Source organism: uncultured Maribacter sp. (assembly GCF_963977385.1).
Lineage (GTDB): Bacteria > Bacteroidota > Bacteroidia > Flavobacteriales > Flavobacteriaceae > Maribacter.
Map to the genome: position 1 here is coordinate 23334 of NZ_CAXBOU010000024.1, position 16155 is coordinate 39488.

Genomic DNA, 16155 nt, shown 5'->3' on the forward strand with positions numbered 1-16155 from the left:
TATTTTTTTGTAAGCATCATATCATTGTATCATAATTAATTAAAACAAGTATTATGAAAACAAGATTAACACAGGTATTACTTTTAGTAATTGGATTTGCATTTATAAACTGCAAAGCACAAGCAGACTTAATAAACGACGAATTTCCAGAAGCTAAACAAGAGGTTATGGAGACGTTTGGCGCCATAGCACAAAGTATTAAAGACAAAGATTTAGACAAACTAATCGCCTTCCATGCCTATAGTCCAAAGTTTACCGAATTTAAAAATGGTGAGCCTAGAAATGGATCCGAAGCAAATGAAGCTCACGAGCGCAATGTTTTTGGCTCTGTAAGTGACGTAATAAAGTTCGATGCCAATGATCTTCAAGTAGCAGTTTATGGCGATGTCGCCAACGTAACCTTTCATTCTGATTTTCATCTAAAATTCGGAAAAGACCTAGTTGTTGTCAACGACCAAATTACCCTCTTATTTGTCAAAACTGCACAGGGTTGGAAAATGGTACATGAACACCATTCACCTTTAAAACAAAAATAGAAACTAGAAAACATCATACTCTTAAGTAGGTCTTCAAGTTTAAACTAGCAAGTACATTTATACAATTACCACATTATTTAAAGGTTTTGCACCATAAGTTAAAGACCTGAATAAAAGCTTAACAAGACTGAAACATGCTTGTTATACACTGTATATGCTTTCATTTTATATTAGACTCTTAATAGTTTAATACAGAATAGAACAGTAATTCAGGCCATTAAATTCAATTACATTTTCAAAACATCAATTATGAAGTCTAAGAGAAATAATTTCGCGTTTTTATCGAGTATTGCACTAGCCTTTACATTATTAAATTGTAGCAGCGATGATAATGCAATAACAATTCAGGAAACTGAAACGCCTAATCAAGCACCGGAAGCCTTTTCGTTAATAGGGGTTGCCGATGCTGCGACTCAAGTAACCGTTACGCCAACATTTAGTTGGAATGCTTCAACCGACCCAGATGGAGACCCTGTAACCTATGAACTGTTTGTTGATGGTAATAGCAACCCTACAACAAGCATTGCAAATAATATCAACGATACCAGTTTTACTTCAGAAGAAAGGTTGCCTTTAAACCAAGGCTTATTTTGGAAAGTTGTAGCGAGTGATACAGAAGGGAATACGACTTCTAGTGAAACTTTCAGTCTTACTACAAGAAATCTTCAGATATCAGAAAATCCAGTAACTGCAAATGCCGCTTTCTCAGAAAGAACAGATCACTCCTCTGTAGTTTTTAATAATAAAATGTGGGTCATAGGTGGGTATGATGGTGCTGCGCACCTCAATGACGTATGGCAAAGTAGCGATGGGGAAACATGGACCCAAGTTACTGCTGAAGCTCCATTTCATAGAAGAAGTGGACATATTTCTGTAGTTTTTAATAATGAAATATATGTAATCGGTGGGTTTACTGGGGTGGACTTTTTAAGAGATATATGGAAAAGTTCTGACGGGGAAACTTGGACCAAAACAACTGGAGCATCTCCATTTCCTTCTAGCGGCCTACACTCCGCTATAGTTTTCAAAGATAAATTATGGGTTATAGGTAGTCTCAATGCACCTGCAAAATCATCAAATAATATATGGCAAAGTACTGATGGGGAAACTTGGACTCCAGTCAATGTGACAGTGCCTTTCCCAGAAAGGTATAGACATACTAGCATGGTCTATGATGATAAAATATGGATCATAGGAGGAAGGAGCTCAATAGGTGTTTTAAATGATGTATGGCAGAGTACTGATGGTAACAATTGGACTGAAGTAATTAAAGAAACAGCTATCGAAGGAATTTCCGACCATACGGTTGTGGTCTTTGATGATAAAATGTGGATTATTAGTGGCCGAGATAATAAGATTAGCACTAACAGAATTTGGCAAAGTACAGATGGAAAAACATGGAGCCAAGTAATTACAGAAGTTCCTTTTAACGAAAGAATAGAACATACCTCTGTAGTTTTTAATGATAAAATATGGGTGATTGGTGGCAGAGGCGGCATACTTGCCGACTCCTATTTAAATGACGTATGGTCTATGGATTAATACGTATTGAAGAACACGGCACTAACTGGCAATCTATAACATCAAGCATAATTTTTAAAACAAAAATCATGAAAACGATACAAACAGTTTTTAAAGCAAATATAAAAGCGAGCATCACTATACTACTACTTCTGATGATTGGTTTACACAGTTGCAGTAAAGATGATGCACCACCAATTGCAGAAGCGACACCAAAAGAAGAAGTAAAACTTAGCGATAAAAAACAGATTACCAGTTTTGTATTTCTATTGACGAATAACCCTATTGAAGTAAACGTCGTCGCAACCATTGATGAAGAAAACATGACCATTACCGCAGCAATGCCACCGGGTACCGACCTCTCTGGACTCTTACCGGAAGTGAAAATTTCTGAACTTGCCACTTTAGACCTTGATACAGCTCAAGATTTTACCGATTCACTAGATTATAAGGTGACCGCAGAAGATGGCAGTACCGCCGTTTATACCGTAATCATAAACGCACTATTAACGCAACGCCAAATTTTACAGGCCATTTTAGATGCTAACCCGCAAAACACCCTTACATGGGATCTTAATGCAACTGAAAATTTAGGAGACTTAGATGGTGTAATATTAAATACGGAAAGTGAAATTATTGAATTAAAGATAGTAGGTAAAATTATTTCTACACTTCCTAAAGAGATAGGGCAATTGACTAATTTGAAAAAACTGCAATTAGAAAATAATCAAATTACTTCTCTTCCATCTGAAATAGGTGAATTAACCGAGTTAGAAAGTTTGCATTTGAGACTTAACCAACTTACGATAATTCCTTCAGAGATTGAACAATTAACATCCTTAACAAGTTTAAATTTAATTTCTAACAACTTTACGTCTTTGCCTCCGGAGATTGGAAAGTTGATAAATTTAATAAGTTTAGAATTAAATTCTAATCAGCTTTCAGTCTTACCTTCCGAAATTATTATGTTAACCAAATTAGAAAATTTATCCCTAAGAACTAACCTGTTTACTCAAATTCCAACAGAAATATGGCAATTGAACAATTTGGAAACATTGAATTTAGGGGCAAACCTACTAACCGAACTTCCTTCAGAAATTGGCCAGTTAATTAATTTAACAGGTGTGTTTTTAGATCGTAATAAACTTTCTTCAATTCCTTCAGAGATTGGCCAGTTAATTAATTTAACATACGCCTCTTTTGGCAATAATGAACTTATTTCCCTACCACAAGAGATTGGTCAACTAATTAATTTAAGAGATTTGTGGCTAGATGAGAACCAACTTACTACCCTACCTGAAGAAATAGGACAATTAACCAGTTTAAGATTTATATCAATAATAGATAATCAACTCGCTATCCTACCTCCAGAGATTGGGTTTCTAATCAATTTGAAAACTGTACAAATGAGAGATAATAATTTAGTGTCAATTCCAAAATCAATGTGTTTCTTGGTAGATTTTAATGGGCTGTTCATATTAAAAGATGAAGGCATTACTTGTTCAACCACCTCACAAAAAGATGCCCTTATTAGTATTTATAGTGCCAACCCTGGTAATACTTTAGGTTGGGGTGTAGATAATTATCCAAAAGTTACTTTTGATGATACCGGCAACCCCATTATTCTAAATATGAATAACACCAATTTAGCACGAATTCCTGATTCCATTTCAGAACTCAAACAACTAGAAGAATTTAGTGTCAATGACAATCAGTTAAATAGTTTGCCGGTTTCTTTAAGTACGATACAATCTTTGAAAATTATAGCGGCTGCTGGTAATAATATAACAACAGTACCATCAGAATTTCAATTGTTATCCGGTTTAGGACTGTTGCTTTTGACCCAAAACCCTATATCAAGTATACCTCAAGAAGTTTGTGATGAGCAAACAAATGGTATACTGACGATTCTTACTGACCCAGGAGAGGGCTGCGATTAATAAAACTAAAATCATACAAAATAAGGTCATTAAACTAGTGCCGAATTTTAAACAAAAATTATGAAAACGATACAACCAGTTTTGAAAGCAAATATAAAAGCGAGCATAATCATGCTACTACTTCTTATGATTGGCGCTACCAGCTGTAGCAAAAATGATGAATCCATAACCAAACCAACAGTTACTATAACACCAGAGGAAGAGGAAATAATCTTAAGTGATGAAAAGCAGATTACTGAGTTTAAATTTTTGGCTGCCGAAAATATAGTGTTAACTACAGATGTAATATCCACTATAGATATAAACGCCAAAACAATTATCGTAAACCTACCTAGTGACATTCCATTAACAGCGCTTACTCCTAAAATAAGCATTTCACCAAAAGCAATTGTTAGTCCCACTGGTGAAAAAGATTTTACTGATGCAGTCACGTATACCGTTACGGCCGAAGATGGCACAACAAGTAGTTATTCGGTAACGGCAACTAGTACGAGCAGCGCCAAAGAGATTACCAGTTTTCGGTTTACAGGCATTGAGAACAACGGAGTTACTGTTGATATTCCAGGCGAAATTGATGAGGAGGGCAAAACTATTGCTCTGGAAATGCCCAATGGAACAGAAATAACCACATTGGAACCCGAGTTGGAAATTCCGGACAACGCGATATACGAACCTACGGGCCCGCAAGACTTTAGCTCGCCTATAAACTATACAGTAACAGCAGAAGATGGCACAAGTCGCACCTATCTGGTAACCGTAGATGTACTTCTTAGCCAGAAAGAGATCCTTTTGATTATCTCGGAGGTTAACCCTAGTAACACCTTAAATTGGAACGAATCGGACAACCCAAGTGAATGGGATGAGGTAACCTTGGATGGAAATGGAGACATAATTGAATTAACAATGAACTTCAGAGGATTAATTATACTACCTCCCGAGATAGGGCAGTTGCGTAGTCTGGAAGTTCTACTTTTAGCTAATATGCCGTCATTGAGCAGGCTGCCCCCCGAAATCGGGCAGTTAAGCAATTTGAAAAAGTTGCATGCTGAGGTCGCACTAACCAGCCTACCTCCCGAGATAGGTCAGTTAATCAAACTAGAATCTCTAAATATAAATTTCAACTACTTAAGTAGTCTTCCTCCCGAAATCGGGCAGTTGATCAACCTTAAAGAGCTGAATTTGAGGAATAACAGACTAAGTAGCCTGCCCCTAGAAATTTGGCAGTTAAACAGCCTTGAAGAACTGTCCTTATCCACAAATAATCTGAATAGCATACCTCCAGAAATTGGGCAGTTAACCAAATTGGAAAGTCTGAGTTTAGGTCACAACCAGCTAACTTCTTTGCCAACAGAAATCAAACAACTGGTGAATTTAAAAAGTTTAAGCGTAAGTAATAATAATCTAAGCGAGTTCAACCATGTACCATTTATACCTTCTGGCAGCAATTCTAATATTCTTAACTGTTCCACTGAGACAAATCTGCTGAAATTATATTTATCCGGAAATCCAAATCTAACGGCTATCAGTCAATGTATCTGTGATCTAGATGTTGCTAATGGAGGTGCTGTTGAAATAGATGTGGTGCCCGATGAGGTAGCGTGTGTAGACAATAATGTCATCAGCAATTAGAAGCACCTTTGCATAAAATTAAACGACCAAGAAGATTCACCATCAATGAAGTGAAAATGTAACCGCGTAAAGCAATATTGCAATGAAAATTGATAAAGGGCGATAGTTTTTTTGTGGATTAATAAAATCATGAAAAAAACAAGGGCATCGAACTAGAGCTAATTCTTAAAACAACAATTATGAAAACGATACAAACTGTTTTGAAATTAAACATAAAAGCGAGCATCGGTATTCTACTACTTCTTATGATTGGTTTAACCAATTGTAGTAAAAATGATGACTCTGCAGAAGTTCCGAAAGAAGAAGTGAAACTTAGCGATGAAAAACAAATTACCAGTTTTATTTTTCGATCCGTTGATACTCAATTTTCAATAGACGCTGTAGCAATCATAGATGAAGAAAATAAAACAATTGATATCACCGTACCGCCAGATGCAGATGTTTCGAGTCTGCTTCCCGAAATAAAAATATCAGAGGCAGCCAGTATCGATAAGACGCAGGCACAAAATTTTAGCAACCCTGTATTATACGTTATAACCGCTGAAGACGGGTCTACGGCTACTTATACGGCTACTGCACATTTTCCGTTAACTCAACTTCAAGTTTTACAGGTCATTTTAGATGCTAACCCCAATAATATACTTTCTTGGGATCTAGCAACTACAACTGATTTAAATAACCTAAATGGGATTGTCACTAATTCAGGAAATAAAATTACACATTTAACTCTTGGAGAGAGTGGTATTACTTCTTTACCTGAAGAAATTGGGCAATTATCTAGTTTAAGATATTTGTATGTTGGCGAGTCACAACTTACAGAATTACCAAGCGAAATTGGGCAGCTTACCAATTTAGAAGAATTATATCTACATAATAATTTAATTACAGCTATACCTGATGAAATTGGGAACTTGAGTTCGCTATTATTTTTAGGTCTAGATGGAAACCAATTGACTACTATACCCAATACGATTACTAAAATGGCCTCTTTAGAAAAGCTCCATCTCAGTAGTAACCATTTAACTTCATTTCCTTCTGAATTAAGCAGTATGGTTAATTTAACTGATTTGATTTTAAGTGATAACCAATTAACTACTATAACAACTGAAATAGGTGCATTACCTAATTTAAACAGCTTAAACTTAGGCGGTAATAATATTTCTGTCTTACCAGTAGAAATAGGAGAATTATCCAATTTAAGATACCTGTCTTTATATAGTAATAAGCTTACATCATTGCCCAAAGAAATTGGAAAATTAACCGCTTTAGAAAGGTTACATATAAATAATAATCAACTTACAATTGTTCCTCCCGAAATAGGATTTCTTATAAATCTTGCGTCATTGCGTTTGTCTGAAAATAACATAACTAAATTACCGTCATCAGTTTATTACATAAAGAATTTTCGCAATTCTACAATGGAAATAAATCATGATTTTATTCAAGTAGGTGCTGATACTCCGTTAGACGCACTTATCGGTATCTATACTGCCAACCCTGGTAATACTTTAGATTGGGGTGTAGATGATTATCCTGAAGTTTCATTTCATGACAATGGCGACCCTAAAGCCATTACAATGAATAATAAAAATTTAACTAGAATACCAGAAAGTATTTCGTCTTTGTCAGGTTTAGAAAGCTTTAATGTAAATAATAATAATTTGCAAAGTTTACCAGCAGCACTTGGCTCAATAAACTCCTTAGGTGCTATTACTGCTGCGAGTAATCAACTAAGTACAGTGCCTTCAGAATTAGGCCAGCTACAAAATTTGGCCTTACTAAGCATAACCAACAATCCTATAACAAGTATACCTGAAGAAGTTTGTAATCAGCAAATATCGAACGGCGGCATACTTACCATCTTAGCTGACCCTGGCGAAGGTTGCAATTAATAAAACCAAGATCATTAAAAATAAGGTCATTGAACCAGTGCTGAATTTTAAACAAAAATCATGAAAACGATACAAACAGTTTTGAAAGCAAATATAAAAGGGAGCATTAGTATACTTCTACTTCTACTTCTACTTCTTATGATTGGTATTACCGGTTGTAGCAAAGATGATGCACCACCAATTGCAAAAGAAGAGGTAAAACTCAGCGATAAAAAACAGATTACAGAGTTCAAATTTTTAGCTATCGATAATACGGTGTTAGCTGCAGATGTAATAGCCACTATAGATATAAACGCCAAAACAATTAGTGCAAACCTACCTAGTGACATTCCATTAACAGCGCTTACTCCTAAAATAAGCATTTCACCAAAAGCAATTGTTAGTCCCACTGGTGAAAAAGATTTTACTGATGCAGTCACGTATACCGTTACGGCCGAAGATGGTACAACCAGCAATTATGCAGTAACAGCGACCAGTAAGAGTAGTGCTAAGGCAATTACAAGTTTCGTGTTTCTACTGACCAATAACCCTATAGAGGTAAATGTGGTAGCTATCATAGATGAAGAGAACAAGACCATTACGGCCGCCATGCCACCTGATACAGATATTACAGGGCTATTGCCCGAAGTCAAAACATCTGAGTTTTCAACAGTTGACCGCGATACAGCTCAAGACTTTACAGCGCCACTAGAATATACCGTAACCGCAGAAGATGGGAGTACCACTGTTTATACTATAAGCATTACCACGCTGTTGACACAACGGCAAATTTTACAAGTCATTTTAGATGCAAATCCAGGAAATACAATTGATTGGGATCTTATTACTACTGCAAATTTAGAAGATCTAGATGGTGTTGTCACAGATACCGAAGGGCGCATTATATCACTCAAAATGAGTAATAGACTACTTATTTCGATTCCCTCACAAATTGGACAATTGACTAATTTAATGGACTTAGATTTAAGCCTTAACCGTCTTACATCTTTACCTCTTGAAATTAAAAATATGACTCAATTGAAACGATTTAATCTCAGCTTTAATGGGTTTAGCACTTTACCAATAGAATTAACCCTATTACTTAATTTAGAAAGGTTAGAATTAGCCGAGAACCAAATTATGTCTATTCCTCCAGAAATTAGACAATTAAGTAAATTAACATATTTAGACCTACAAACAAATAGGCTTAGCGTCGTTCCACCAGAAGTAGGTTTTCTTACAAACTTGACGACCCTTGGTCTTCTAGAAAACGTTTTAACTGAACTTCCTCCAGAAATTGGTCAATTGACCAATTTAACGACCTTAGCATTAACCAGAAACCAACTTACCGAACTACCGCCGGAAATAAGTTTTTTAATAAAGTTAGAGGATTTACTTGTTAAGAGCAACAATCTAAATACTATCCCTTCAGGGTTTGGGTTGCTAACCAAACTATCAACATTAGATTTAAGCCAAAACCCCATAACAAGCATACCTCAAGAAGTTTGTGATCAGCAAACATCAAATGGTGGTATACTAACGATTCTTACCGATCCTGGAGAAGGTTGTGATTAAAATAATGGAATTATAACTCTAAACTAATGGTAATGAATAACTCATTATTTATAAAGAAAATTAGTATAAACAGGTTGTTAGTAAAGCAGAATTGGATGCAGAAAAAACAAGCATTCTTATATACTTTTAGTATACTAGTGATGTGTTTATCCTGCGAAAAACCAAATACTACACAAGAACCATCCTTTTTTGACGTTCAAGGTGAAAATGGATTCGTTGGTAAACTTCAAGGTACAAATGCACTCGTATCCATATTATTGGGTGAGAATGAAGGAATAGCCTATATATGCAATGGTGAGGAGGATATTTCTGAATGGTTTAGCGGTCCAATATCAGACACACGGCAAATACATTTCACCAACAGACAAGGGGCAGAAATCAAAGCAAGCTTAATCAAAAATATTTTTGAAGGTGAAGTTGTTTTACATGACAACACTACCTATTCATTTACGGCAAAAGTTAATTCAGGAATTAATGGCGGAATCTACAGGGTTATTGATGAAAAAGCAGAACTAGCTGAAATTGAAGCGTCTTGGATTGTCAATTCTAATAATGAACAAAGAGGTTCAGTTACTGTGCAATCACGTCAATTACCAAACATAATTTTAAGTCAAAAAAACTTTGATGACATCAATAATGGATTGTCAAATAAGATAAATATTCAAGGCAACTCTTTTTCTGTTTTTAGATATCGGGTAAAAGACCCCATATCTCCGGTTCCGCCGGTTCCTATTCCCTATCCGATTAGATCTAATTAAAGTGTCTGAAGGCAAATAGTAGTTTAAAACAAAATATTATTAATCAACAAGCACTAACAAACCAGATACCATTGATAGTCTCTTAGAGTCACAAATACGACTAGATATTGAATAAATAGTGACAGCTATTTTTAACAGCTATTTTGAAATTGCACTATAAAAGTCCATCATTAATTTCCTCCTAAATGATTGGGCCATGATTCCCCGCTATAGCTTGCATTTCTATTATCATAGCTAATACCTTTTAAATAACCATAAAACAAAAATTATGAAAAAAGTACTCATTGTAATTTACGGAATCATCGCTTACCTCATTTTTTTAGTAGCCTTTCTTTATGCTATCGGCTTTGTCGGAAACCTTTTCGTACCCAAATCGATAGATTCAGGGGTAGAAACTCCCTTAAGCACCGCTCTTCTAATTAATATAGGCTTGATGAGTCTTTTCGCTATTCAGCACAGCATCATGGCGAGACCAATTTTTAAAAAATGGTTTACACAGTTTATTAACCCGGCCATGGAGCGTAGTACTTATGTCTTGCTTTCAAGCCTTTCACTGCTACTTTTGTATTGGAAATGGCAACCCATGACATCCATTGTTTGGGAGACGGAAGCTACGGTATCATCTATTTTAATGGTGGTTTTCTTTTCAGGTTGGTTAATTGTTTTCCTTTCTACTTTAATGATCAGTCACTTTGAGCTGTTTGGCCTAACGCAGATTTATCAGAACTTTAAGAACCAATCATTGACCACTCCTAAATTTCAGGTTAATTGGTTTTATAAGTTGGTAAGGCATCCCATAATGTTAGGCTTCATCATCGCCTTTTGGGCCGCACCCACCATGACTTTTGGTCGTCTTTTGTTCGCTGTGGTAACAACAGCATATATTTTAATTGCGGTTAAATTTTTAGAAGAGAAAGATTTGAAAAAAATTATAGGTAAAGATTATGAAGCATACCAAAAGCGGGTGCCCATGATTTTTCCGTTTACTAAATTCAAAAAGATTTAAAAAAGGTCATATTAAGCTGAAAAATGATGAATATAATTTTAAGTATGTTTATTCAAATAAAAATTCTACGAAATAAAATATTGTTATTTATATTTCTAATAGTATGTAGTCACACATTTTTTGCCCAAGAAAAAAATAGTTTTAAAGTAGGAGTTGATTTTGGTGCTGCAATAGCTTCAGATATAGGTGTTTTAATGGCTGTTGAGCCTAAATATAATATTAATGAGAATAATTCTATAGGTCTTCGGTTGGGAGTAGCTTTTCTATTGGGAAGAAATATTGGAGAACCTATGAATTTTCAATACATAATTGAAGAAGGGCTTAGTTTACATGAAACCTACTCTTTGGCAGCTACTTTTGACAGATATATAGGTAAATCAAATAGCAGATTTCAACCTTTTATTGGTGGTGGTATTAGTTACTATAAACTAAGTAAAGTAAATCAAGTTTCAACTGTAGATAACTCAAATCTAAATTTAGCATCTACCACCAAAGTTAAAGGACAAATGGGTCTATTAGTGAGAGGTGGATTTGAAACCGGTAAATTTCGACTTGGCTTAGAATTTAATATGATTCCTAAATCAAAAATACGATTGTCCAATGATGATGTTGCAGGAAGTGTTAAGGATAGCTATTTTGGTGTTTCCATTGGATGTATCTTTGGGGGAAGAACGAAAAAAGAGCGAATAAAATAACTGATTTTAAAATTTTGCTTCTTTGTAATAGAATGAAGCTTAAGTACAATGTAAAAAGTCTTAAGTACGAAGTACAAAGTAAATTTGAACTTGAACTTGATTTTTGAATTTGAGTTTTTTTTCCAACAACCAACAACCAACAACCAACAACCAACAACGAACCAATGAGTTTCAAAAATCAAATAGAATTCCTTAAAGAATTACAGAATAACAATTCTAAGGAATGGATGGATGCCAATAGAAAATGGTACAAGCAAGTCCGTGATGAATATATTGGTTGGTTAAATAGTATGAATACAAGACTTTCTGCTATTGATAACGAATATTATGATACACCTGGTAAAAAAGGAATTAACCGTATCAATAATAACCTCATGTTTCACCCCAATAAACCCGTTTACAAAGACCATTTTGGTGCTGGGTTCGATAAGAAGCCAAAGACAGCAGATTTCTATTTTGAACTAGGTATTGAACGTTGCACTTTTGCAGGCGGATTATGGCGACCAGAATCAAAAGTACTACGAAGTGTTCGCGATGCTATTGATTATGATGGTGAAAACTTAGAGAAAATCTTAAATAAAAAGCCCTTCAAAACTCGTTTTGGAGGACTTTACGAAGATGTAAAACTAACCAATGCACCGAAAGGATTTGCCAAAGACCATCAATACATTGAGCTGCTTAAGAATAAAACCTTTGCCGTATTTCAAGAATTTGACACCAAAGAAACTAGCACTAGTAATTTTGACGACCAATTAATTGAGGCATACAAAGATATGCTCCCTTTCAGGCGCTATTTAAATAAGGCGATTACCGTATAGTTATTTAGAATCAGCAGCAGGTATTAGCCTAGCCTTTAAGTTAGGTTGAGTCATAGCGCTATCTATAGGAAACATAGGTCTATTGATTCTTTTATATCCTAATCTATTCAAGTCTTGGTCAACTCCTCCGGGAGTTAATGCCATTGTCCAATCGCCACGCATTTCGTACAATTCTGGAACTAAATAACCAATTTTTACAACGACAACATCAGCATTTTTAGGATCTAACCCTAAGTTGGTAAAATCACTTAAATGATGGTAGGGCTTCCGTTTTTTGGTTACGATAACATCTATATTACCTACTTTAACGACCACTTCGACCACGGCATCTTTGTCACCTTTTTTTATGGCAATAATAGTACCATCTAATAGTAATGGGCCGGCAAATCTATTGTCTACGGCAGCACCAGCTTCCGCTTTTATTTTTCCTCCAACACCTATTTCCATTGCTTTTTTTACAAATTCAGGACCTGGTATAGATGCATAAATTAAAGATTTTCCTTTTGTTGATTTAAACTCAGATCTCGCCAATAGTTCTTTTAATGTCCAAGTAACATCACCGGCACCACCAGCCGTTGGGTTATCTCCCATATCACTGATCATATAAGGCTTCTTATCACTAGCTAATGCTAGTTTTAAGCTTTCTTCTAATGTAGTTGTAGGTGCAACAAATTCAAATTCATTTCTAACATCCCAAAAGCTTTGGGCTAATTTTTCGGCTCCTTCTTCTACTTTATCTTTATTATCACCGGTAACCATTACTACGGCATGGTTTCTAGGTTCATCTGCCCAGGCATAACCTATCCAAATGGCGGCATCAATAACTCCGTCTTGTTTCGTAATATCTGGTATTTTGGCATATAGACTTTTGCCTGGCTCAATACGTGTGCTTGTCTTTTCACCTGGTAATAGAATTGGAACGGGAACCCAAGCCTTATACCCCGGTTTTCCTTTACCACTTTCTAAACGGTCAATTAAGTTGGTAACTGCTCGTTTTTTAGATTCAATAGCATCTTCATGTGGTGCCATACGGTAACAGGTAATTAAATCTGTATGCTGCGCTAATCTTTCAGAAACATTTCCATGTAAGTCCATAGAAGTGGATATGAGAACATCATCACCTATAACAGCACGTATACGTTGTATTAAATCACCTTCTGGGTCATCTAGCCCCACAACACTCATTGCCCCGTGAATATCAAAGAAGAGTCCGTCATAAGGCTTGTTTTCCTCTAATAGTTGCAAACTCTTAGTTACTAATGATTCATAAGCTTCTCGTGTAACAGTTCCGCCTGGTAAAGATTTCCCTACTAATGTAGGTACCCATTCTGCTCTATTTCTATTCAAAGAATCTACCTGAAGAAATGGGTATCTTGTAAAAACGGAATCACCAATTTTTGCGTGAAAAGCTTCTTCTGTAGAAAGGGCAGGTGAGAAGGTGCTACTCTCAATGCCTAAACCTGCAATTGCAATTCGTGGTAGTTTTTTTTCTTCTGCTTGGTTGTCTTTACATGAAGAGACCAATACTAAAATTAAAATAGCAAATGTGTATAAATGTTTCAAGATGGTAGGTATTAAGTTGTTTGAATGGAAAAGATAGAAAAAAAATGATACGGAAAAGTATTCTTTTGCTGTACAACCTCTTTAGAGCGATTAATGCAAAAGTTAATCAAATTTGAGTATGCTATTTAACTATATAAGAGTTTGCTTATGTAAACTTCTTAATTATTTAAAAAGTTCTCTATACATGTATTAAATTCTTAATTATTCGGGCTCTTTTCAATCTGAAAAAATAGTAGAAAATGTAGTAAGCTACCACCCATTTCCCGATACTTGTGAATTTGGCAAATCCTCATATATAATTTAATAATCGTTGGAGTTTATAATCTAAAAATTCTTACGTACTAATCTGTATTTTTAAAAACCACTTTACCATCAAAAATGGTCATAGCTATTTCTGTTTTTAAGAATTCATCTTCCGGTATGGTCATTATATCTTGATTGTAAATAGTAAAGTCAGCCAGTTTACCAGCAGTGATCGACCCTTTAATATTTTCTTCAAAAGCGCCATAGGCAGCATCAAGCGTATACGATTTTAATGCTTGTTCCCTAGTCATTTTCTGTTCCGGTTCATAACCGCCTTCAGGTAAACCTTTTAATGTTTTACGACTGATACTGGCATACAAACTCGCAATCGGATTTAGCGGCTCTACCGGTACATCGGTACCATTTACAATAGGTATACCACTTTTTAGAAGGGCTTGCCACATATACGCCCCTTCTTTAATTCGTTTTTCTCCCAAACGGTCAATAGCCCAAGACCTATCAGAAGATAAGTGAATAGCTTGCATTGCAGGTATTACACCTAGTTGTGCAAAACGGGGAATATCATCAGGATGTAAATGTTGGGCATGTTCTATTCGAAATCGGTGATCAGTTTTTAAATCGGGCAATTTTTTAAAGGCAGTTTCGTAACGGTCTAAAATTTCTTTATTGGCACGATCACCAATAGCATGGGAGCATACCTGAAAGCCTTTTCGCAAACCATTTAAGGCAGTTTCTAGAACCATTTCCATAGGTAACGTTTCATGTCCAAAATGTCCTGGTCGGTCAGTATAGGGTTCTAACAACCAAGCACCACGTGACCCTAGAGCTCCATCACAATTTAATTTCACGGAACGTATGGTCACTAAATTATCAGGATCTACTAACGGTCCTTTTTCATACCATTCGCCGAGTAATTCTTTGTCCCGCCCGGTGAGCATAACGTATAAACGAACTTTCATTCTGTCCGCTGTTTTCATTTGTTCGTACAATGCTATTGTTTCTCGACCGATACCTGCATCGTGAAAACCAGTAATACCGTTTCTGTGACAAGCTGCCACCGCCAGTTCAAATGCTTTATTATTTTGCTCGGGAGTGCTTTCTGGAATATGCTGCCAGATCAGACCTTGTGCCCGCTCATTGAAAATTCCGGTAGGTCTTCCTAGTTCATCGCGCATTACTTCACCACCTTCGACGTGTAATTTATCAATACCATCCTTGGGCAATATCTCAATTCCCGCTATTTCCATGGCCTTAGCATTTGCAAAACCTGCATGGCCACTGGCATGGCTCAAAAACACAGGGTTATTTGGAGTTGCAGCACTTAACAAGTCGTGTCTTTGAAATCCGTTTACAGCATCTGCTGGCAATGTATCCCATTTGCTTTGGTGCCAGCCTCCTCCAATAATCCATTCACCAGGTTCTACATTTTTTACCGCTTCTGCGACTATATCTACAATTTCTTGGTAGCTTGTTGTATTTAGTAAATCAATTTCTAGTTCAGCATTCCCCAATCCCATAAAGTGACCATGTCCTTCTATGAGACCAGGTGTCATCGTTTTTCCTTCTAAATCAATGATTTGGGTTTGTTCATTTTTGTATTTTTCAGCTTCTTGAAGATTACCTGCAAAAAGTATAATACTATCTTTTGTGACAACAGCTTCAACTTTTGTTTGAACCGAATCAACGGTATAAATAGGACCACCATGTATTAATAAAGTTGCGGCTTCCTTTTTCGGACCAGAACATGCAGTAAATAAAAGAAAACTTATTACTGAGCTCCAAAAAATTGAATTTGATAATTTCATTGGTTTGGTTTTGAAAATTTAAGTTACGATTAAAAAGTTGAATTGTTCAATAGGTTCCTATTATACAAGTACTTATAAACGATGCTAACATAATATGATGGATAATTCTGGTAGTTTGTATCTTGGTATGCTAAAAAGTACGGCCTAGAACTACATTCATTACAATGCCATAGT

The 16155-nt window shown here is 35.8% G+C and carries 12 protein-coding genes; 10 read left to right on the plus strand and 2 right to left on the minus strand.

Translation table 11 applies throughout. The features are described 5' to 3' along the window. Positions 1 to 53: 53 nt before the first annotated feature. The 10 genes from AAC084_RS19400 to AAC084_RS19445 all read left to right on the plus strand — a co-directional run bounded on the left by AAC084_RS19400 (position 54) and on the right by AAC084_RS19445 (position 12349). Complete coding sequence (locus AAC084_RS19400) at positions 54 to 536, plus strand: nuclear transport factor 2 family protein (RefSeq protein WP_339841978.1); 483 nt, start codon at positions 54 to 56, stop codon at positions 534 to 536. A 249-nt stretch (positions 537 to 785) separates the two neighbouring features. Then, the gene (locus tag AAC084_RS19405) at positions 786 to 2078 is read left to right on the plus strand and encodes a kelch repeat-containing protein (RefSeq protein WP_339841980.1); all 1293 of its coding nucleotides are present in this window, start codon (positions 786 to 788) and stop codon (positions 2076 to 2078) included. A 68-nt stretch (positions 2079 to 2146) separates the two neighbouring features. Continuing rightward, positions 2147 to 3997: a hypothetical protein gene (locus AAC084_RS19410; RefSeq protein WP_339841982.1), complete on the plus strand. Its 1851-nt coding sequence runs from the start codon at positions 2147 to 2149 to the stop codon at positions 3995 to 3997. A gap of 60 nt (positions 3998 to 4057) precedes the next feature. Then, positions 4058 to 5626 carry a leucine-rich repeat domain-containing protein gene (locus AAC084_RS19415; RefSeq protein ID WP_339841984.1) on the plus strand — a complete coding sequence of 523 codons (1569 nt, stop codon included), beginning with the start codon at positions 4058 to 4060 and terminating at the stop codon, positions 5624 to 5626. Between the two features lie 179 nt (positions 5627 to 5805). Next, positions 5806 to 7518, plus strand: a complete 1713-nt coding sequence (locus tag AAC084_RS19420) for a leucine-rich repeat domain-containing protein (protein WP_339841985.1) — start codon at positions 5806 to 5808, stop codon at positions 7516 to 7518. 60 nt (positions 7519 to 7578) lie between these two features. After that, the gene (locus AAC084_RS19425; protein WP_339841986.1) at positions 7579 to 9072 is read left to right on the plus strand and encodes a hypothetical protein; all 1494 of its coding nucleotides are present in this window, start codon (positions 7579 to 7581) and stop codon (positions 9070 to 9072) included. A 32-nt stretch (positions 9073 to 9104) separates the two neighbouring features. Then, positions 9105 to 9830 carry a hypothetical protein gene (locus AAC084_RS19430; protein ID WP_339841987.1) on the plus strand — a complete coding sequence of 242 codons (726 nt, stop codon included), beginning with the start codon at positions 9105 to 9107 and terminating at the stop codon, positions 9828 to 9830. A 268-nt stretch (positions 9831 to 10098) separates the two neighbouring features. Continuing rightward, entirely contained in the window at positions 10099 to 10836 is a 738-nt protein-coding gene (mddA, locus tag AAC084_RS19435) for a methanethiol S-methyltransferase (RefSeq protein WP_339841988.1), read from the plus strand. A gap of 23 nt (positions 10837 to 10859) precedes the next feature. Continuing rightward, the gene (locus AAC084_RS19440; RefSeq protein ID WP_339841989.1) at positions 10860 to 11531 is read left to right on the plus strand and encodes a hypothetical protein; all 672 of its coding nucleotides are present in this window, start codon (positions 10860 to 10862) and stop codon (positions 11529 to 11531) included. Positions 11532 to 11695: 164 nt separating this feature from the next. After that, on the plus strand, positions 11696 to 12349 hold the full coding sequence (locus AAC084_RS19445; RefSeq protein ID WP_339841990.1) for a DUF2461 domain-containing protein: 654 nt from the start codon (positions 11696 to 11698) through the stop codon (positions 12347 to 12349). Here the strand turns inward: AAC084_RS19445 and AAC084_RS19450 are convergent, their stop codons facing one another. Beyond that, positions 12350 to 13912 carry a M81 family metallopeptidase gene (locus tag AAC084_RS19450; protein ID WP_339841991.1) on the minus strand — a complete coding sequence of 521 codons (1563 nt, stop codon included), beginning with the start codon at positions 13910 to 13912 and terminating at the stop codon, positions 12350 to 12352. Positions 13913 to 14253: 341 nt separating this feature from the next. Next, positions 14254 to 15981 (minus strand): amidohydrolase, encoded by a 1728-nt coding sequence (locus AAC084_RS19455; RefSeq protein ID WP_339841992.1) that lies wholly within the window; start codon positions 15979 to 15981, stop codon positions 14254 to 14256. Between the last annotated feature and the right edge of the window lie 174 nt (positions 15982 to 16155).

Excerpts from the sequence above, each read along its gene's own strand:
- AAC084_RS19400 (WP_339841978.1), top strand. The coding sequence starts at position 54 with ATGAAAACAAGATTAACACAGGTATTACTTTTAGTAATTGGATTTGCA.
- AAC084_RS19405 (WP_339841980.1), top strand. The coding sequence starts at position 786 with ATGAAGTCTAAGAGAAATAATTTCGCGTTTTTATCGAGTATTGCACTA.
- AAC084_RS19410 (WP_339841982.1), top strand. The coding sequence starts at position 2,147 with ATGAAAACGATACAAACAGTTTTTAAAGCAAATATAAAAGCGAGCATC.
- AAC084_RS19415 (WP_339841984.1), top strand. The coding sequence starts at position 4,058 with ATGAAAACGATACAACCAGTTTTGAAAGCAAATATAAAAGCGAGCATA.
- AAC084_RS19420 (WP_339841985.1), top strand. The coding sequence starts at position 5,806 with ATGAAAACGATACAAACTGTTTTGAAATTAAACATAAAAGCGAGCATC.
- AAC084_RS19425 (WP_339841986.1), top strand. The coding sequence starts at position 7,579 with ATGAAAACGATACAAACAGTTTTGAAAGCAAATATAAAAGGGAGCATT.
- AAC084_RS19430 (WP_339841987.1), top strand. The coding sequence starts at position 9,105 with ATGAATAACTCATTATTTATAAAGAAAATTAGTATAAACAGGTTGTTA.
- mddA (WP_339841988.1), top strand. The coding sequence starts at position 10,099 with ATGAAAAAAGTACTCATTGTAATTTACGGAATCATCGCTTACCTCATT.
- AAC084_RS19440 (WP_339841989.1), top strand. The coding sequence starts at position 10,860 with ATGATGAATATAATTTTAAGTATGTTTATTCAAATAAAAATTCTACGA.
- AAC084_RS19445 (WP_339841990.1), top strand. The coding sequence starts at position 11,696 with ATGAGTTTCAAAAATCAAATAGAATTCCTTAAAGAATTACAGAATAAC.
- AAC084_RS19455 (WP_339841992.1), bottom strand. The coding sequence starts at position 15,981 with ATGAAATTATCAAATTCAATTTTTTGGAGCTCAGTAATAAGTTTTCTT.